18 protein-coding genes are annotated in these 18,919 nt (G+C 68.3%); 6 read left to right on the top strand and 12 right to left on the bottom strand.

Going from position 1 to position 18,919, the window contains the following annotated elements; translation table 11 throughout:
* Positions 1 to 3: 3 nt before the first annotated feature.
* The gene (gene pyrF / locus YM304_RS06360; RefSeq protein WP_015440832.1) at positions 4 to 840 is read left to right on the top strand and encodes an orotidine-5'-phosphate decarboxylase; all 837 of its coding nucleotides are present in this window, start codon (positions 4 to 6) and stop codon (positions 838 to 840) included.
* Here pyrF and serA read toward each other — a convergent pair.
* Positions 824 to 2,386 carry a phosphoglycerate dehydrogenase gene (gene serA, locus YM304_RS06355; protein WP_015440831.1) on the bottom strand — a complete coding sequence of 521 codons (1,563 nt, stop codon included), beginning with the start codon at positions 2,384 to 2,386 and terminating at the stop codon, positions 824 to 826. The two genes, pyrF and serA, sit on opposite strands and share 17 nt — an antisense overlap.
* A gap of 88 nt (positions 2,387 to 2,474) precedes the next feature.
* On the opposite strand from serA, the gene YM304_RS06350 reads away from it, so the two are divergent.
* Genes YM304_RS06350 through menC form a run of 3 tightly spaced genes read left to right on the top strand, consistent with a single transcriptional unit; the run spans position 2,475 to position 5,640 of the window.
* A complete protein-coding gene (locus YM304_RS06350) occupies positions 2,475 to 3,707 on the top strand; it encodes a hypothetical protein (RefSeq protein ID WP_015440830.1) in 1,233 nt (410 codons plus the stop codon).
* Positions 3,704 to 4,498 carry a hypothetical protein gene (locus tag YM304_RS25375; protein ID WP_015440829.1) on the top strand — a complete coding sequence of 265 codons (795 nt, stop codon included), beginning with the start codon at positions 3,704 to 3,706 and terminating at the stop codon, positions 4,496 to 4,498. The genes YM304_RS06350 and YM304_RS25375 overlap by 4 nt, the downstream gene beginning before the upstream one ends.
* A complete protein-coding gene (gene menC / locus YM304_RS06340) occupies positions 4,495 to 5,640 on the top strand; it encodes an o-succinylbenzoate synthase (protein ID WP_015440828.1) in 1,146 nt (381 codons plus the stop codon). The genes YM304_RS25375 and menC overlap by 4 nt, the downstream gene beginning before the upstream one ends.
* A gap of 7 nt (positions 5,641 to 5,647) precedes the next feature.
* Here the strand turns inward: menC and YM304_RS06335 are convergent, their stop codons facing one another.
* The 4 genes from YM304_RS06335 to YM304_RS06320 are packed head-to-tail and all read right to left on the bottom strand — an operon-like array spanning position 5,648 to position 10,250.
* A complete protein-coding gene (locus tag YM304_RS06335) occupies positions 5,648 to 6,559 on the bottom strand; it encodes a hypothetical protein (RefSeq protein WP_015440827.1) in 912 nt (303 codons plus the stop codon).
* On the bottom strand, positions 6,556 to 6,966 hold the full coding sequence (locus tag YM304_RS06330; protein ID WP_015440826.1) for an SCP2 sterol-binding domain-containing protein: 411 nt from the start codon (positions 6,964 to 6,966) through the stop codon (positions 6,556 to 6,558). Before YM304_RS06330 ends, YM304_RS06335 begins: the two co-directional genes overlap by 4 nt.
* A 21-nt stretch (positions 6,967 to 6,987) precedes the next feature.
* Positions 6,988 to 7,881 (bottom strand): SDR family oxidoreductase, encoded by an 894-nt coding sequence (locus tag YM304_RS06325; protein ID WP_015440825.1) that lies wholly within the window; start codon positions 7,879 to 7,881, stop codon positions 6,988 to 6,990.
* Between the two features lie 44 nt (positions 7,882 to 7,925).
* On the bottom strand, positions 7,926 to 10,250 hold the full coding sequence (locus YM304_RS06320) for a PASTA domain-containing protein (RefSeq protein ID WP_015440824.1): 2,325 nt from the start codon (positions 10,248 to 10,250) through the stop codon (positions 7,926 to 7,928).
* 66 nt (positions 10,251 to 10,316) lie between these two features.
* Between YM304_RS06320 and YM304_RS06315 the strand changes: the two genes are divergently transcribed.
* A complete protein-coding gene (locus YM304_RS06315) occupies positions 10,317 to 10,883 on the top strand; it encodes a hypothetical protein (RefSeq protein ID WP_015440823.1) in 567 nt (188 codons plus the stop codon).
* A gap of 18 nt (positions 10,884 to 10,901) precedes the next feature.
* Here YM304_RS06315 and YM304_RS23755 read toward each other — a convergent pair whose 3' ends face one another.
* From YM304_RS23755 to YM304_RS06300, 4 genes are read right to left on the bottom strand one after another with little or no spacing between them, the layout of a single operon-like run.
* Entirely contained in the window at positions 10,902 to 11,249 is a 348-nt protein-coding gene (locus tag YM304_RS23755) for a hypothetical protein (RefSeq protein ID WP_015440822.1), read from the bottom strand.
* 18 nt (positions 11,250 to 11,267) lie between these two features.
* Positions 11,268 to 11,780: a glycine/sarcosine/betaine reductase selenoprotein B family protein gene (locus tag YM304_RS23750; RefSeq protein WP_015440821.1), complete on the bottom strand. Its 513-nt coding sequence runs from the start codon at positions 11,778 to 11,780 to the stop codon at positions 11,268 to 11,270.
* Complete coding sequence (ligA, locus tag YM304_RS06305; RefSeq protein ID WP_015440820.1) at positions 11,773 to 13,863, bottom strand: NAD-dependent DNA ligase LigA; 2,091 nt, start codon at positions 13,861 to 13,863, stop codon at positions 11,773 to 11,775. Before ligA ends, YM304_RS23750 begins: the two co-directional genes overlap by 8 nt.
* A gap of 35 nt (positions 13,864 to 13,898) precedes the next feature.
* The gene (locus YM304_RS06300; protein WP_015440819.1) at positions 13,899 to 14,933 is read right to left on the bottom strand and encodes a uroporphyrinogen decarboxylase/cobalamine-independent methonine synthase family protein; all 1,035 of its coding nucleotides are present in this window, start codon (positions 14,931 to 14,933) and stop codon (positions 13,899 to 13,901) included.
* Between the two features lie 66 nt (positions 14,934 to 14,999).
* Here YM304_RS06300 and YM304_RS06295 point away from each other — a divergent pair, with 66 nt between their 5' ends.
* Positions 15,000 to 15,893, top strand: a complete 894-nt coding sequence (locus YM304_RS06295) for a hypothetical protein (RefSeq protein WP_015440818.1) — start codon at positions 15,000 to 15,002, stop codon at positions 15,891 to 15,893.
* Here YM304_RS06295 and mnmA read toward each other — a convergent pair.
* From mnmA to YM304_RS06280, 3 genes are read right to left on the bottom strand one after another with little or no spacing between them, the layout of a single operon-like run.
* Entirely contained in the window at positions 15,890 to 16,960 is a 1,071-nt protein-coding gene (gene mnmA, locus YM304_RS06290; RefSeq protein WP_269448372.1) for a tRNA 2-thiouridine(34) synthase MnmA, read from the bottom strand. The genes YM304_RS06295 and mnmA overlap by 4 nt on opposite strands.
* Complete coding sequence (locus YM304_RS06285) at positions 16,957 to 18,096, bottom strand: cysteine desulfurase family protein (protein WP_015440816.1); 1,140 nt, start codon at positions 18,094 to 18,096, stop codon at positions 16,957 to 16,959. The genes mnmA and YM304_RS06285 overlap by 4 nt, the downstream gene beginning before the upstream one ends.
* 5 nt (positions 18,097 to 18,101) lie before the next feature.
* Positions 18,102 to 18,881, bottom strand: a complete 780-nt coding sequence (locus tag YM304_RS06280) for an RDD family protein (protein WP_015440815.1) — start codon at positions 18,879 to 18,881, stop codon at positions 18,102 to 18,104.
* Positions 18,882 to 18,919: the final 38 nt, after the last annotated feature.

Below are 18,919 nucleotides of genomic sequence, written 5' to 3'. Positions count from 1 at the left end.
GGCGTGGGATTCCATGCGCAACTCGAACGTTCCTGGACCGCTGCCGGATCGATGCTCTGCGTCGGTCTCGACCCCGACCCGGCCCGCTATCCATCGGTGTTCGACGGTGCTCCCGATGCGACCGAGCGCTTCTGCCGGGCGATCATCGACGCCACCGCCGACATCGCCTGCGCATTCAAACCGCAGATCGCCTACTTCGCCAGCCAGCGTGGTGAGCAGGCGCTCGAGAACATCTGCACGTACATCCGCGAGAACCACCCCGATGTCACGCTGATCCTCGACGCGAAACGCGGCGACATCGGTTCCACCGCCGATCACTATGCGCACGAGGCGTTCGGCCGATACGGAGCGCACGCCGTCACGGTCAACCCGTACCTCGGCACCGACTCGATCGAACCGTTCTTCTCCGAGAAGAACAACAGCGACGGGTCGGGCATCATCCTGCTCTGCCGTACCAGCAACCCGGGTGGCGACGACTTCCAGTCGATCGTGTCGTCGGCCGAGCACGGCGGCAAGCCGCTGTACGTGCACGTCGCCGAACGCGTCGCCGACCAGTGGTCGCAGCTCGGCGAGTGTGGGCTCGTGGTGGGCGCGACGTATCCGACCGAACTCGCCGACGTGCGCACGATCGTCGGCGATCTCCCGCTGCTCGTCCCCGGTGTCGGCGCGCAGGGGGGCGACGCCGCCACCGTGATGGAACACGGGGCGTCCGCTGCGGGACGCGGCCTGATCGTGAGCTCGTCGCGAGCGATCCTCTACGCCAGCGCGGGCGACGACTTCGCCGAAGCGGCCCGCGCCGAAGCCGAGAAGACCGCCGCCAGCCTCAGGTCGAGAGCGTGATGACGCTGATGATGCCGGGGGCCTGACGCAGGTCGTCGAGCACCTCGGCCGGCACCGTCTTGGTCGGTGCGATCAGCATCACGGCCGTCGAGTCGTCGGTGCGGCTCACGTCCATGTCGGCGATGTTGACCTCGGCCGAACCGAGCAACGTTCCCACGGTGCCGATGACGCCGGGGCGGTCGTCGTTGGTGATGACGACCATGTTGTCGACCGGCGGCACGTCGAACGGCACGTCGTCGATGTTGACGACGCGCTGCTCGGCCTTCGGGCCGCTCAGCGTGCCGCTGATCTTGTGGCCGCCGCCCTGGATCGTGAGCAGGTTGACGTAGTCGGCCGACGTGGCGCAGTTGACCTCACGCACTTCGAGCCCGCGGTCCTTCGCCAGCTGCGGAGCGTTGACGTAGGTGACCGGGTCGGAGGTGATCGAGCCGAAGTAGCCCTTCAGCACGGCGAGCTCGAGGATGCGGGTGTCGTATCCGGCGATCTCGCCTTCGACACAGACCTCGAGCACGTCGGGGGTGGCACCGACGAGCGACTGGAACAGGCTGCCGAGACGCTCGGCGAGCGGCAGGTACGGCCGGATGGTCTCGTTGGCCTCGGCGGCGTTGACGTTGACCGCGAACGGCACGAAGTCTCCGGCGAGCGCCAGCTCGACCATCGTGGCGATCGTGTCGCCGGCCTTGTCCTGTGCTTCACGGGTGCTGGCACCGAGGTGCGGGGTGACCACCACGGACGGGATCGAGAAGAGCGGCGACTCGGTCATCGGCTCGGTCGAGAACACGTCGAGTGCCGCACCGGCGACGATGCCGTCGTTGAGGCACTCGGCGAGGTCGGCCTCGTCGACGATGCCACCGCGAGCCACGTTGATGATGCGCAGCGACGGCTTGGCCTTGACGAGCAGGTCACGGTTGATGAGGCCCAACGTCTCGGGGGTCTTCGGCAGGTGCACGGTGAGGAAATCGGACTCCGCAACGAGCTGATCGAGTTCGAGCAGCTCGACGCCCATCTGACGGGCGCGGTCTTCGGAGACGAAGGGGTCGTAGGCGACGAGGCGCATGCCGAAGCCCTTGGCTCGGTCGGCGACGAGCTTGCCGATGCGGCCGAGGCCGACGACGCCGAGCGTCTTGTCGACGAGTTCGACGCCTTCCCACTTGCTGCGCTCCCAGCGGCCCTCGACGAGTGCGGCGTGGGCCTGGGGCACGTTGCGCGCCGAAGCGAGCAGGAGCGCCATCGTGTGTTCGGCAGCCGACACGATGTTCGACTGCGGGGCGTTGACCACCATGACGCCGCGAGCGGTCGCCGACGGGACGTCGACGTTGTCGAGCCCGATACCGGCGCGACCGACGACCATCAGGTCGGTTGCGGCGGCGAGCACCTCGTCGGTGACCTGGGTCGCCGAGCGAATGATCAGCGCCGAGGCACCGGGAATGGTCGAGACCAGCTCGTCAGGCGACAGCCCGACCTGGACGTCGACGTCGTGACCGATCGCTCGGAGGCGGTCGAGGCCGCCTTCTGCGATTTCTTCCGTGACGAGAATGCGTGCCATACGACGACATGCCTATCGGCGCAACGGCCACCGTGCACCCAATTTGACGAACCGTTCAGTGTGAATGATGGCGAGTAGGTTCAGCAGCGTGACCGACCCAGCGGAACGCGCGACCGACGCGGTCGACCACGACCTGATCGAGATCGAGCGATGGTTCGTCGGTCGCGGCGTGCCGCACTTCGTCGAGCGCAAGACCGACGGCTCGATTCTCGATGCGTGGACCCGCGCGCTGCCGCTGCTGGTGGTCGCCTATCTGCTGCTCGGATTCAACGCGCTCGACCTCTACGAATGGTCGCTCGCCGAGAACCTCGCCGCCGCGGCGCTGGTCGTGGTGATGCTCGCCGCGGCGTGGGCGATCAGCAACCGGCTGCGCGGCGTGGCCACGTTCGCCCGACCGACCGACATCGACCCGCCCGAGCTGGCGCTGTTCGTGCTCGGGCCGCCGCTCCCGGTGTTGCTGTTCGGCCAGGTCGAAGATGCCATCGAGAACGTCGTCGTCGCGCTCGTCCTGCTCGCCGTCATCTATCTCTGGTCGGCCTACGGCGTCGGTCCGCTGCTCAAGTGGGCCTCCCGACGAGGCGCGCAGCAGCTCTCGAGCCTCGGCTCCCTCGTCGCCAGGGCGCTTCCGTTGCTGCTGCTGTTCAACACGTTCTTGTTCATCAACGCGGAGGTGTGGGAGCTGGCCGGCACCCTCTACGGGCTGCCGTACCTGGTGGTGATCTTCACGTTCTTCGGGTTGGGAGCGACGTTCGCGCTGAGCCGGGTGCCGAGCGTGATCCGAGACGTGAACACGTTCGCGAGCTGGGACGACGTTCGGGCTCACCTCGACGACACGCCCGCCGCTCACCTCGCCGTCCCCGACAGCGACGCACATCCCACCGACCCGCTCCGGATCCGACAGCGCCTCAACATCGGCCTCGTCGTGCTGTTCGGACAGGCGCTGCAGATCACCCTGGTCACGTTGGCGCTCACCGTGTTCTTCGTCGGCTTCGGCTTCTTCTCGGTCACCGAGCCGACCGCACTGGCCTGGACTCGCCTCGACGACATCAACGTGCTCGTCTCCACCGGGCTCGGCGGGCGCACGTTGATCCTCTCCGAAGCACTCCTGCGGGTGTCGATCTTCCTCGGCGCGTTCTCCGGCATGTACTTCACCGTCGTGCTCACCACCGACGACACGTATCGCTCCGAGTTCAGCGACGACGTCGGCCCCGAGATTCGTGAGGCGCTGGCGGTGCGCAGCGCGTACCGTATTGCCCGCGGCACGTTCGACGCTGCGCCGCACCAGCACACGACCACCGCCAGCGACAACGGAGTTGCATGAGCACCATCGAGACATCAGGAACCGACGACACGATCGACGACGGCGGTCTGCATCCGCCCGACGGCATCGAGATCCGCACACTGCACCGCGCCGACGAGATGGTCGGCCTCGTCGAGGTCTTCCGCCAGGTGTGGGGCTCGGTCACCGAGCTCGTCACGATCGAGATGCTGATGGCCGTGTCGCACTCGAACGGCTACGTCAGCGCCGCCTACGACTCCCGCGGAGGCGAAGAGCGCATCCTGGGAGCGTCGGTCGCGATCCTGGCGCGCCACCTCGACCAGCCGGCGCTGCACAGCCACATCACCGGCTTGCTGCCGGGCGCCCGCAAGACCGGGCTCGGGCGGGCGATGAAGCTCCACCAGCAGGCGTGGGCCGCCGACCAGGGCATCGACTGGATCGTGTGGACGTACGACCCGCTCGTGCGGCGCAACGCGTGGTTCAACATCGCCGTGCTCGGCGCCGAGGTCCACGAGTACCTGCCGTCGTTCTACGGCGAGATGAGCGACGCGATCAACCAGGGCGACGAGTCCGACCGACTGCTCGTCGCATGGAGCGTCGCGACCGACCCGAACGCGCCGCTCCGCGACGGTTCGGAGCTGATCGCCTCGGGCGCCGACCACCTGCTGGTTCCGACGCCCGACGACATCGTCACGCTGCGCCGCACCGACCCGAACGACGTGAAGCAGTGGCGTCAGCGATCGCGCGCCGCGCTGAGCGAGGCGATCGAGCGCGGCGACCGCATCGTCGGCTTCACCCGCAACGGCGAGTACGTCATCGAGGTGGGCTCGTGAGCGGCTTGGAGCCGGGTCGCGTCGAGCGGGTCGAACTGCGCCGGATCGCGCTGCCGCTGGTGTCGCCGTTCCGGACCAGTTTCGGCGTCGAGCGCGAGCGCGACATTCTGCTGGTGCGGGTCGACTGGCGCTCGACCGACGGCAGCTCCACCGAAGGGTGGGGTGAGTGCGTGGCGCTGACCGAACCGACCTACTCCCCCGAGTACGTCGACGGGGCGCAGCACGTCATCACCGAGCATCTGCTCGGTCGGCTGCTTACCGGCGACGACCTCCACGCGTCCGACGTGGCCACCCGGCTCGCCACGCTGCACGGCCATCCCATGGCCAAGGGAGCGCTCGAGATGGCGCTGCTCGACGCACAGCTCCGGGCGGCCGGCGTGTCGTTCGGTGACCACATCGGCGCCACGGCCACCACCATCCCCAGCGGCGTGAGCGTCGGGATCCACGACGACGTCGACGATCTGCTCGCCACCGTCCAGCGGTACGTCGACGACGGCTACGTCCGCATCAAGCTCAAGATCGAACCGGGAGCCGACATCGAGCACGTCGCTGCCGTGCGCGAGCTGATCGGCCCCGACATGCCGCTGCAGGTCGACGCCAACACGGCGTACACCCGCACCGACGGACGCCACCTGGCGAGGCTCGACGAGTTCGACATGTTGCTCATCGAGCAGCCACTGCCCGAACACGACATCATCGGCCACGCCCGTCTCGCCGACGAGGTCGAGACGCCGATCTGCCTCGACGAGTCACTGGTCTCGGCGAGCGGCACGGCCGACGCCATCGAGCTCGGCGCCTGCGAGATCGCCAACATCAAGCCGGGCCGCGTCGGCGGCTACCTGGAGGCGGTTCGCATCCACGATCTGTGCGTCGACCGCGGCGTGCCGGTCTGGTGCGGCGGCATGCTCGAGACCGGCATCGGCCGCGCCGCCAACGCCATGCTCGCGGCGCTTCCCGGCTTCACGTTGCCCGGCGACATCAGCGCGTCGACCCGATTCTACGAGCGTGACATCGTCGTCGACCCGATCACCATCACCGACGGCCACGTGACCGTGCCGCGCTCGCCGGGGTTCGGGTTCGAGATCGACCACGCGTTCCTCGACTCGGTCACCACATCGACCGCGACGATCACGCGCGACTGAACTCGCGTCAGCCGCAGACGTCGAAGTTGTTCGGCAGACCCGACAGACCCGCCGCCTCGGCGTTGCGCTGGATCTCGACGAACTCGGGGTAGTCGTCGAAGAACGCCATCTTCTCGCCGAGGCTGTCGGGAACGTCGATGTCGAACACGTAGGCCGAGAACGACTCGGCGAAGTCCTCTTCGGGATGGGTTGCCGCATACGAGCCGAGGAAGGTCGGTTCGGCGTCGCACAGGTCGGCGGCCGTGTCGTCGTCGTTGGGCGCACCGTCGGCCGGGAGTTCGTCGAGCAGGTCGTCGGACCAGAACTCCTCGATCCACGCAGCCATGTACGAGTCGTCGGTGAAGCAGCCCGTGCCGTTGAAGTACGTGTCGCACGAGTCGGGGTCGACGTCGAGATCGAGTTGGGAACCGGGCTTCTGGTTGAACACGTGGGTGAGCTCGTGTTGCATCGTGAGCAGGAGTTCGTTCGGGTCGTCGTCGCCCGACACGACGTCGACCGCCATGAGGAAGAACGACGACTCCTCGTCGAGTGCGGAGACGAACGCGAGCGTGTCGCAGTCGCTGCAGGGTTCGAACCCGGCGAGGAGGCTCACGTCGGAGACGAGTTCGCTCGGGGTGATCGAGGTGAGCCCGTCCCACGCGGCGAGCAGCCGCTGGTCGTCGAGCCCACCGTCGGCATAGCACGGCGCCTGGATCTGGCCCTGCACGACGAAGTGCATGGCGGTGACCAGGCCGAGGTCGTCGACGTCGGCGGGGTCGCAGAATCCGGCGTCGGTCAGCTCGGCGAGGATCTCGTCGACCTCGTCGATGTCGAGCCCGACCGGTGACTCCAGCGGTTCGACGTCGTCGGAGCCACAGGATGCGAGCACGAGTGCTCCCACGATGCCGACGGCCAGACGGCGATGCAGCGCAGCGGTCACCCTTCGGTGATGTCCTTGATCTCCTGAGCGATCTTCTCGGAGAACTCGTTGGACGGGAGCGCCGTCTGCATGGCCATGAGCTTCATCATGTCGCCCTGGACCTTGACCTTGCCGTTCATGAACGCTTGCATGGCGATCGCCGGGTCCTGGTCGACGAAGAGCGCTCGAGCGGTGTCGTAGTCGGTGGTGATCGTCACGTCGGGTTCGTCGAGCGAGCCGAGTTCCATCACGACCTTGCCCGACGAGGTGTCGAGGTAGCTCTCGACCTCACCGTCGCCGAACGGAACCTCTTGGATCACCTGGTTGATGCGCAGGTCGGCCTCGACCTCGGGCACCTGGTCGGCGTACTTCTCACGGATGGCGCGTGCTGCGCTCATCCATTCTTCGGAGAGAAACGGGTAGGACATGGCGATGACGATAGTGCCTGCTCAGCTGGCATTCGCGGCGTCGGGATCGGCGAGCGGGGCCAACGCCTCGGCCAGCCCTTCGACCGTCCATCGTTCGGACTGCTCGACCGAATCCGACATCATCCACGACTCGACTCGCTTGACGGCGCCACCCTGGACGAAGAACGTCTCGCCGTTGAACGCACACTGCTCGGTGCTCAGGTAGGCGACGAGCGGCGAGATGTTGGCCGGGTCCCACACGTCGAAGCCGGGACCGTCGGGCGACATGATCTCTTCGAGTCCTGGGGTGGCCAGGGTGAGCCGGGTGCGAGCGCCGGGAGCGATGCAGTTGCTCACCACGCCGTAGCGCTCGAGTTCTTTTGCCGCGATCTGGCTGAACGTGGCGATGCCCGACTTCGCAGCCCCGTAGTTGGCCTGGCCCGGGTTGGAGAACAGACCCGACGTGCTCGACGTGTTGACGAGGTTGCGGCGCTTCGAACGTCCGGCCTTGTGCTCGGCGCGCCAGTAGACGGCCGCGTGACGGGTCGGAACGAAGTGGCCTTTCATGTGGACGGCGACGACGTCGTCCCACTCGGCCTCGGTCATGTTGACGATCGTGCGATCGCGCAGGATCCCGGCGTTGTTGACGAGGATGTCGAGGTCGCCGTACGCGTCGATGGCCGTCTGCACCATCTGCTCCGCACCGGTCCAGTCGGCGACGTTGTCGTGGTTGGCGATCGCTTCGCCGCCGGCGGCGCGGATCTCGGCCGCGACCTCCTCGGCGGGAGTGTCGTCGGACCCGGCGCCGTCGTTGGCGCCACCGAGGTCGTTGACGACGACGCGAGCTCCCTGCGACGCGAAGTAGAGCGCGTGCTCTCGTCCGATCCCCCGGCCAGCGCCGGTGATGATTGCGACTCGGCCATCGAGTGACGTCATTCCAGAACCGTAGTGAACGACGAGTCGTCGGGGCGAAAGGACGGTTACAGGAAGATGACGTCGACGACCTGGCCGCGGCGGTACTCGGTACCGACCGCCACCTCCTCGCCGTCGATCGTCAACTGCACGAACGTGCCGTCGGTGGTGCCGAGCAGCGTTCCGATCTCGAAGCCGGTCGAGAGCAGGAGCTCCTCGGCTTCTCGATAGCCGAGGCCATCGAGGTCGGGCAGCGCGATGAAGTCGGGGCCCTTCGAGACCTGCACGGTGACGACGCCGCCCCGTTCGATCTGCTCGCCCACGGCGGGTGACTGCGCCACGATGCGGCCGATCTCGACCTCGTCACTGAACACTTCGTCGCCGACGGCGATCTCGAGTTGCAGCTCGGCGAGTGCCGCGGTGGCCTCGTCGAGCGTCGACCCCGCCACATCGGGCGTTTGTCGTGGCTCCGGGCCCTTCGACACGGTGAGCTCCACCGCGTCGCCGGGCAGCACGTTGGCACCCGCTTCGAGGGTGGCGTTGCCGACGACCTGCCATGCGATGACCGTCCCGGCGGGTACGTCTTCGGAGAACTCCCGTTCGGGTGCCTCGGTGACGACCAGCAGCAGATCTTCGAGCTGCGCTCGCGCCGCCTCGGCCGTGAGGTTCGTGACATCGGGAAGCGCCCGGAACTCGAACCCGTCGGACAGCACCAGCGTGATCGCCTCGCCTTCTTCGAGGTCGACCCCGGGACCGGGCTCGGTGCGGATGACCGTGCCGGGCTCGGGGAACGTGTCGCTGCGCTCGCGTTCGATCGAGATCTCCCAACCGTTGCCTTCGATCTGGTTGCGGGCAGGGCCTTCGGCGGTGCCGGCGAGGACGGGGACCTCGAACGACTTGGTCTGGAGCAGCAACGATCCGGCGTAGGCCAGCCCACCGAGGCCGGCGAGCAGGAGCAGCACGAGCAGGACGATCGGACCTTTGCGTCGTCGGCGAGGCCGGTCGTCGTAGATCTCGCCGGTGCCGTCGCGCGGTTCGACGAAGTCGGGATCGTCGAAGATCGGTGACGCTGCCGGTGCCGGAATCGCCGGCTCGACGATCTCGTCGGGTTCGGTGATGCCAAGCGCTGTGGTCGGCGACGTGGCGGCCAGCGCGGAGTCGGCGACCGCGGCGGGCATCTGTTCGGTGCCGTTCGGGCCGGTGTCGGAGATCAGCCGCAGGTCGTCGGCAGGTGCGGCATCATCGGTCGGCTCGGCATCATCGGTCGGCTCGGCATCATCGGCAGGTGCGGCATCGTCGGGCGTTTCGGCATCGTCGGTCGGGGGCGCGTCCGCGGCATCGTCGGCGGCGGGCGATTCCGGCTCGGGCACCGCGACCGGCTCGGGCACGGTGTCGGGCTCGGGCGTCTCGGGCTCCGGCGTGTCGGACTCGGTCTCGGGCTCGGGCGCCTCGGGCGGGCGTTCGACGCCGCCGGTGGGGTCGGACGGGCGACGCATCGTGGTCGTGTCGAACAGGCCGGTGGCGATGATCGGGATCGGTTCGGGCTTGGGCAGCTTGCCGGCGGCCTGCACCAGTGCACGACCGAACTCCGCAGCCGTGAACCGGTCGGCGGATTCGGGGCGACCGGCGCGTTCGAGCACCGCAGCGAGCGAACCGAGGTCGGCCGACACCGGGAGCAGCTTGTCGATCCGGCTGGCGAGCGTGGCCTGGGTGGAGTCGCCGGCGAACGGCACAGCTCCCGTGACCGACTCGACGAGCACCAGCGACAGGGCGTAGACGTCGGTCTTCGCGTCGATGTTGAGGCCGAGCGCCTGCTCGGGTGAGGCGTAGCGAGCCACGTGGGTGGGCACGTTGGCCACGTCGCTCCACACGGTCTCGCCGAGCAGTCGGGCCATGCCGAAATCGATCACGCGCAAGCGGCGGTCGGCGCCGAACACCATCTTCGACGGGGTGAGTTCGGTGTGGAACATGCCCTTCTGGTGGGCGGCGTCGAGCGCTCGGCACGCCTCGAGGCCGACGACCAACGCCTGGCCCGGTTCGAGCAGCCGGCCACGATCGAGCAGATCGCGGAGGCTTCCTCCACCGAGGGCCTCGACGGTCCAGAACACGGTCGACTCGCCCTCGTACTCGACTTCGCCCCAGTCGAGCACTGAGGCGATGTTCGGATGCGTCAGCGCGTTCGACAGCTCGGCGAGGCGTCGGAACTTGCGGCGGAACTCGTCGTCGGCGGCGAACTCCGGCAGCACGATCTTGACCGTGACCGGGCGATCGGCCTGCAGGTCGATGGCATCGGCGATGACCGAGTTCGCACCGGGTCGACCGGCGCGAACGACCTGGTACCGGTCGGCCAGTACGCGGCCGTCGAGGCCATTGTCAGCTTGTTCAGATCCCATGTTCGCCACCAGACGCAAAACGCTACCGCCTGCGCGATCGGCGACGGTGCCAGGCACACTGGTTGTGTGAGTGACGCTCCCGACGACCTCGACGTCGCCGCCGAGATCGAGCCGATCGAGTCGGCCGACGACGGCGACACCGGTGCCGCCGCGCCCCGAAAGCGCGTCGACAAGGGCCTGCTCGCAGCATGTTTCGTCATCGCTGCCGGGCTGGCGCTCATCGCCTGGGGAGTCGGGTCAGCACTGACCGGCACCGACGGCATCGACCGACCCGACGAGATCGAGGAGATCTCACCGGTCGAGAACGCGATCCAGGTGCTCCAGCAGGGGAACATCATGGTCGACCTCGAGTTCGGCTACGAGGCCGTGCTCGTCATCGACGGGATCGAACTCGAGACGAGTCGCCTCGGCGAGGTGCGCGACGACATCGAGCCCGGCCAGCAGCAGACCACAGACCCGACCACGGCGGTGTTCGATCCGGGCAACGCACGGATCAGCTTCCAACCGTCGGAGGGCGCCCCCATCGAAGAGTTCACCGAAGGGCGCCACAACGCGCAGGTGATCTACTGGCGGATCGAAGACGGTCGCGAGAACGGCGCTCGCTCGTACCGCTGGTCGTTCGACGTCATCTGACCGGCTACCTCCGACCGGCTACTTGCCGGCCGCCTGCGCCGCCCGGCGCTTGTCGCCCTGCGCCATGAGGAACGCCCGGTTCTCGTCGGTCACCGGCATGAACGCGTCCCGCCAGTCGTCGTTGCCCCAGTGCACCGGAGCCTGCACCGTCGTGCGCGGCAGGATCGCCGATTCGAGCACGTCGAGCGCGGTCGACACGATGAACCGGTGGTCGTCGGCGTCGTCGGGCTTGCCCGTCGGGTTGCCCAACGGGTAGTCGACGAACAGGAAGCGAGCGACCCCGCACTCTTCGACGATGTCACGGGCGCTGCCGACGACGATCGTGGCGATGCCCTGCGCTTCGAGATGGCGTGCGACCAGACTCACGGTCTGGTGACAGACCGGTCAAAGCGGGACGAGCAGCGCGACGTCGACACCGTCGTCGGCGCACCACTCGCCGATCTGTTCGGCGTCGAGACCCGTCTTGCGCTGGCTGTACTCGGTCGGCACGCCGAAGAACCGGTCGTTGACGCGGCCGATCCGGCCGTCGTCGGCGAGGCGCTGCAGCGTCCGGAGCGGGAGGAACGACTCGGTGTCGTTCGTGTGGGTCTCGCCCTTGTCCCACGACAGGTCGTCGGTGAACATCCGGTCGGGGACGTCGGCGACCGGGTACGAGTAGACCTGCTTGTCGGTTGCCGGCGCGCCGAAGTGGGAGTCGTGGTGATGGAGGAACGACGTGGTGACGACCGCGACGTTCGACTCGGCGAGCGGTCTGGTCAGCGGAGCGAACGGCACCTCGTCGAAGGCGGCCCACCGGTAGGGCTGCTCGTAGCCGTGCGCTGCGTAGTACTCGCGCGACTTGTCGATGTAGGAGACGAAGCTCCGATGCGACACCTGACGATCCGACCGTTCAGCCATCGTCCGAACCTAGTTCGCCGGTGGCGAGCAGGTGCTCGAAGCCGGCTTCGTCGATGATCGGGACGCCGAGCGATTCGGCCTTGGTGAGTTTGCTGGCACCCGCCGATTCGCCGACCACCAGCGCGAAGGTCTTCTTGCTGACGCTGCCGGGGTTCTTGCCCCCACGCGACGTGATCGCCTCGCCGGCCTCCTCGCGGTTGTAGGCGGCGAGCGTGCCGGTGACGACGACCGCCTTGCCCTCGAGCGTCTGCGGCACGCTTGCCTTCGCCTCGGCGGCGAGGCGAGCGGCGTCGGGGTCGCCGAAGTCGACGCCTGCGGCGCGGAACTTCTCGATGTAGGCCCGGTTGGCCTCCTGTTCGAACCAGGTCTTGACCGTGTTGGCGATGACCTCGCCGACACCGTCGACGGCGGCGAGTTCTTCGACCGACTTCGACATGATCTCGTCGACGGTGTGGAACTCCGCGACGAGCGCCTTGGTGGCGGCGGGGCCGAAGTGGCGCACGCCGAGTGCGGTGAGGAACTTCGGGAGCGGGCGAGTCTTCGACTTCTCGATCTCGTCGACCAGGTTCTGTGCGCTGGTCTGGCCGATCCGGTCGAGTTCGATCAACTGCTCGACGGTGATGCTGTAGAGGTCGGCAGGGTCTCTGATCAGCTCGGCGTCGGTGAGCTTCTCGACCATCTGCTCGCCGAGTCCTTCGATGTCCATCGCCCCGCGCGAGGCGAAGTAGGCGATCTTCTGGTTGCGCTGCGCCGGGCAGTCGGGCGCGACACAGCGAGTGTCGGCTTCGCCTTCGGGGCGGACGAGCGGCGTGTCGCAGACCGGGCAGTTGGTCGGGAACACCCACGGCTCGGGGCGCTCGACGCCCTCGGTGATGACCGGGCCGACGACCTCGGGGATGACGTCGCCGGCCTTGCGAACGATGACCGTGTCGCCCGGGCGGACGTCTTTGACGGCGACCTGGTCTTGGTTGTGCAACGTGGCCATGCTCACCGTCGACCCGCCGACGAAGACCGGGTCGAGCACGGCGAAGGGTGTGGCTCGACCGGTGCGTCCGACCGACACCTGGATGTCGAGCAGCGTGGTGGTGCGTTCTTCGGGCGGGAACTTGTACGCGATCGCCCAGCGAGGAGCGCGGGAGGTGAAGCCGAGCAGTTCGCGCTGCTTGGCGTCGTCGACCTTGACGACCACGCCGTCGATCTCGAAGTCGAGGTCGTGGCGATGCTCCTGCCAGTGCAGACACGTCGCGGCCACCGCGTCGATCGAATCGACGGACGACGAATGCGAGTCGACCGGGAATCCGAGCGACTCGATGTAGCGCAGCTCGTCGGAGTGGCTGTGCAACTCGGGCACCGGTCCGTCGCCGTGGCGGAGTTCGCCGAGCTGATAGCTCCAGAACGAGAGCTCGCGTTCGGCCGTCTTGGCGGCGTCTTTCTGCCGCAGGCTGCCCGCCGCCGAGTTGCGCGGGTTGACGAAGGGCTTGTCGCCGGCTGCGGCTGCTCGCTCGTTGAGTCGCTCGAACGCCGACGTGCTCATGTAGACCTCGCCGCGCACTTCGATCACTGCCGGCGCGGGTGTCGACGCCGAACCGATCGTGTCGGGCACATCGGCGATCGTGGCCACGTTGGCCGTGACGTCTTCGCCGACGCGACCGTCGCCACGCGTCGCCGCTCGGACGAACCGGCCGTCTTCGTAGCGCAGGCTCATGGCGAGGCCGTCGAACTTCAACTCGCACACGAACGTCGGCACCTGACCGTCGAGCCCCTTGACCACACGATCGGCCCACGCGACGAGCTCGTCGCGGTCCATCGCGTTGTCGAGGCTCATCATCGGCACGGCGTGTTCGACCGGCTCGAAACTGGCGTTGATGGCACCGCCGACCTGCTGCGTCGGCGAATCGGGGGTGATCAGGTCGGGATGCTCCGCTTCGAGCGCCCGGAGTTCGCGGGCCAGCGCGTCGAAGTCGGCGTCGCTGATCTCCGGGTCGTCGAGGCTGTGATAGCGCTCGTTGTGATGAGCGACCAGCTCGCGGAGTTCGGACAACCGCTCCGCTGGGTCACGATCGGGGGCGGTCGTCTCGGCCATCGGAACAGACCGTAGCGAAGCCGTACCTCAGTCGCCTACGACCGGGTTCGACACGCCACGCGGCCGACTTCGCCGCTGACGCGCACGAGGCGGCGCGCCACCGACACCTGATGGCCGACGAGCCCGCAGACCGGAGACACGAGGCTCTGTTCTCGAAGGGCATCGGCATCGACGCCGCGCTCGACCAGTTCGGTCCACAGCGCCTCGAGGATGCGCGTCTGACGGCTCGCCGAGGTGATCGCCGGGCCGTCGGTCGGGACGACGCCCCACGCGATGATGCCGCCGTCGCGGAGGAACCGAGCGAGGTAGCCGGCGTAGTCGAGGAGCTGATCGGTGACCGCGACCGAGATCACACACGGCCCCGTGGCCAACATCGTCGCCACGTCGCACGGGCCGCAGCAGTGCAGCCCGACCGTCGACGTGCTCTCGACCGCGGCCATCGCGGTGGAGATGAGGTCGACGGCCTCGCCGGGCGGAATCGGGAAGTCGGGCGACATCAGCTCGACGAGCCACGGTTCGTCGAGCATCACCAGTTGCGGGCTCGTCGGGAGCACGTCGGTGATCATCTCGGAGATGTGCTGGACGTGTTGACGGACGGCGGCGGCGGCGATCGAGAACGCCGCCGTGGTCCGCAGCCCCGCTCGTTGGAGGGCCACGCCGAGCGTGACCGGACCGACGAACTGCCACTTGATCGGGCGACCGTCGAGCTTGATGGCCGTGGCGAGGTCGAGGAAGGCCCGCAGGCCGACGTAGGCGTCGCCAGAGAGGTCGGTCTCGATCGGCACGTCGTCGGCGAGCCGGGTCGGGTCGACCGCGAGGCTGCCGTACTGTCCGAGCGACACGCCCGGGAGCCCGACGATCGCCTGGGCCACCATCCCCTCGGCGGGCGACCGCTTGGGCAGGGTGGGGACGGTCGCGATGTCGAACTCACCGATCGAGAACGCAGCAGCTGCCTTCTCGTCGCGGTGCGGCAGGCTGCCGATCCCGATGAGCTGGCCCTTCGAGAACGGTGACTCGGGTCGTGGCGCGTTCACGTCGTCGGCCGGAGGCGGCGACGTGATGAGCTCCATCGACGTACGTTGGTCGGTGGTCGCCCTCGTCGGCAAATCGGTCGGACGCAGCGATACTGGACGACGATGGCTGACACCGACCCGACAACCGCGCTGAGCCGGGCGTTTCCGTGGATCGCTCGCATCGCCTGGCTGGCCGTGCCGGCGGGTGGTGGTGCGATCGACGCAGCGGTCGACGGCCGCTCGAGCGGCGTCAGCTGGGTCGCTGCGGTCGGCGGCTGGACGGTGTGGGGGTCGGTCGTCGCGGCACTGCTCATCCCGTCGACGCTGTCGTTGGCCTGGATCCGCGTGGTCGGACCGCTGTCGCTGGTGGCCGTGGTCGCCACGATCGTCGGCGGTGCACCGGCGACCGACGTGGCGTTGCTCGCCGTGCCGTCGCTCGTCGCCGTCGCGGTGTTCATGACCCCCGACGTCGGACGCTGGATGGTGCAGCAGTCGGCCTACGGCGACGAGGACCGTCTGCTCCTGCGAGCTCCGGTGGCCGCAGGGGCCGCAGCGATCGTCACGTGGGTGGTCTGGGCGGCAGCGATCGTGATCGGCCCGTTGGCGCTCGGTGCGTCGAACCTCGCCGTCGGTCTCCCGCTCACCGTCATCGCGATCGCACTCACGGCGTACGTCGGCCCTCGCTGGCTGCTGATGGCGCAGCGGTGGCTCGTCCTGGTGCCCGCCGGTCTGGTCGTGCACGACCCGATCGTCCTGGCCGACACGCTGATGGTCAAGACCAACCAGCTCGGCTCGATCCGGCTCGCGCCGGCCGACACGCAGGCCGCCGACCTCACCGGGCCGGCGAGTGGCTACGCGATCGAGATCTCGACGACCGAGAGCGTGTCGACGGTGTTCTCGTTCACACCGCAGGAACCCAACGGCAAGGCGATCCACATGACGGCGTTCCTGGTGGCCCCAAGCCGCCCCGGCGCCGCCCTCCTCCGAGCCAACGCCCGAGGCCTCCCCGTCCGCTAGCCCGTTGCGACGCCTCCGCCCAAGACGCGGAGGTTGGCGAGGTCGTAGAAGACGACGCTCTGCCCGGGGGCGATGCGGCGTTGGGGGTCGTGCCACACCACCGACACGTCGGTGCCGGCGGTGGCGATGGTGGCGGGCATCGGGGTGCCGTGGGCGCTGCACTGAACGAGCACGTCACCGTCGACCGGTGCGTCGATCCAGGTCGTGGCCACCACGTCGACACCGGCTCGGAGCAGGTCGGCGTCGTCGCCGACCGTGACCACCTGGTTGGGGACGTTGACGTCGACGACGTACCGCTTCGGCCCGCCGCCCGGGAGTCCGAGCCCCTTGCGCTGGCCGACGGTGACCATCTCGACCGATTCGACGCGTCCGACCGTGGCACCGGTCGTGTCGACGACCGTGGCCGGCCGGAACTCGATGCGGTCGCCGAGGAACGTCGTGCGTCCGCCCGTGGAGGTGATGAAGCACACGTCTTGGCTGTCGGGCTTGTCGGCGGTGCGCAGGTCGATCTCGGCGGCGCGAGCGCGGACGTCGGTCTTGTCCATGCCACCGACCGGGAACATGGTGCGAGCGAGCTGCGCCTGGTCGAGCATGTGCACGACGTAGCTCTGGTCCTTCTTGTCGTCGTGTCCGCGCTCGAGCGTGAGGCGGCCGTCGGCGGTGCGACCGATGTTGGCGTGGTGCCCGGTGGCGACGGCGTCGAACCCGAGCAGGTCGGCGCGCTCGGCGAGGCGGGCGAACTTGACCGACCGGTTGCACTCGATGCACGGGTTGGGCGTGACCCCTGCCGCGTGAGCCTGCACGTACGGGTCGACGACGTGCTCGTTGAAGTCGTCACCGAAGTTGAACACGAGGTGGTCGATGTCGAGTTGCTGTGCGACACGGCGTGCGTCGTCGACGTCCGACACCGAGCAGCATCCGGTGTCGGAGTCACCGCCCCACAGCTTCATCGTGACGCCGACGACCTCGTGGCCGGCTTCCTTCAGCAGGAGCGCGGCGACGGAGGAGTCGACTCCACCCGACATCGCGCACATCACCTTCACGCCCGCAAGGCTATGACAGTTCAGCGACGGAGACGCGTGACCGAGGCAATGATCACATCGAGCGCGCGGTCGACGTCGGCGTCGGTGGTCTCGTGGCCGAGGCTGAGACGGAGCGCGCCGACGGCGAGTCGCGGGTCGACGCCCATCGCAGCGAGGACGTGCGACGGCTCCATCGCTCCACTCGCGCACGCGGATGCCGCCGAGGCACACAGCTCGGCTTCGTCGAGGAGGAACAGCAGCGACTCGGACTCGATGCCGCCGATGCAGACATGGGCGCTGCCCGCGACCTTGTCGGCTCGGGGCACGGTCTCGATGATGTCGTCGAGACCCGCGAGCAAGCCGTCGAGGAGCCGGTCGCGCAGCGCCGAGATCCGGGTGAGTTCGCCATCGCGGTCGCGGTCGGTCGCCTCGAGCGCCGTGGCGAGCGCCACGATGCCGGCCACGTTGTGGGTGCCGCTGCGCCGCTCGCGTTCTTGCCCGCCGCCGATGATGAGTGGGTCGACCTTCGGTCCGCCTCGTTCGACGAGCACACCGACACCTTTCGGTCCACCGAACTTGTGCCCCGACAGGGCAAGGAGGTCGACGTGCGGGGTGACCGTGCGCAGGTCGAGCCACGAGGCTGCCTGCACCGCGTCGGTGTGGAGCAGCGCGCCCGTCGCGTGCCGCCGGACGATCCGGGCGACGGCGTCGAGATCGTTGACCGAGCCGACCTCGTTGTTGACGGTCATGACGCTCACGATCGCCACACCGGTGCTGTCGGCCGCGAGTTCGTCGAGGGTGGCGGCGAGCTCGTCGAGGTCGACCCGCCCCACCGCGTCGACGCCGACCACACGGCCGCCCGAATGCTCGACGACTTCGAGCACGGCGTGGTGTTCGACCGCCGAACAGACCGCCGTGCCACCCGAGCGGGCCAAGGCGCCGGTGATGGCCATGTTGTCGCTCTCGGTTCCGCAGCCGGTGAACACGACCTCGTTGGGCTTGCAGCCGAGCACGGCGGCGACACGGTCTCGCGACTCGTCGATCGCTCGTCGCGCCTGACGAGCGAAACGGTGCGACCCCGACGGGTTGGCGTAGACCTCGGAGTAGAACGGCAGCATCGCCTCGATCGCTTCGGGGCGCATCGGCGTCGAGGCCGCGTGGTCGAGGTAGGTGATGCTCACGGCGCTCAGGATACGGCGACGCTGTTGGCACGCCCGGGGCCGAACCTTCGCTGGTAACGAGCCATGGCACAGATCAGGAAGTACTCGGGCTGGACGGCGCGATGGTTCTGGTGGCGGATCGTGGCGGCCAACCGGTCGGCGAAGTCGGTGGCGAGCGCGTAGCGGATCTCGGGAGACAGCGTCGCTCCCCGAGTGAGGAACGAGCGGATCACCGTGTACTGCTCGACGGTGATCGCGGTCGGGTCGATCGACTCGGCGAACGTCTCCAGGCCGGCGGGTGCGCTGAACCAGAGTGCGGGTGACGGCACGAACTTCACCGGGTCGCGGATGACGATCGTGCCGGCGATGAGATCACCGACGCGCTGGTTGCGCGGGGTGATCGTGACGAAGATCGCGCCGGTGATCCCGCCGGGAGGGAGCAGTCGGTCGACGATGCCGCCCATCGCCCGCAGCGTGGCTTCGCGGAGGCGGATCGGTGCCCCGTCGATCGTGACGGCGCGCAGCCCGAGTGCCACCTTGCCGGGGGTTCGGCCGCGCATGAACGTCTCGAACAGGATCGGATAGCCGAAGATCAACGCGAAGAAGGTGAAGGCGAACACGGTCTGCGACGTCGAATCGCCGCCGCCGAGGATGATCGAGACGATGCCACCGACGAGTGCCATCGAGATGACGATCGCCGCCATGTCGATCACCCCGGCGAGGATCCGTGACGCGAAGCCCGCCGTCTCGACATCGAGGACCACCGCCTCGGGCGTGATGATCCCGGTGTGTTCGGTGGTTGTCATCGCACACCCGATGTCGAGCTCATGTGGCGTCTACCGTA

The sequence above is a fragment of the Ilumatobacter coccineus YM16-304 genome, assembly GCF_000348785.1.
Taxonomy (GTDB): Bacteria; Actinomycetota; Acidimicrobiia; order Acidimicrobiales; family Ilumatobacteraceae; genus Ilumatobacter_A; species Ilumatobacter_A coccineus.
The sequence above is the reverse complement of the archived record's forward strand: the minus strand, read 5'-3'. Positions and strand labels throughout refer to the sequence as shown.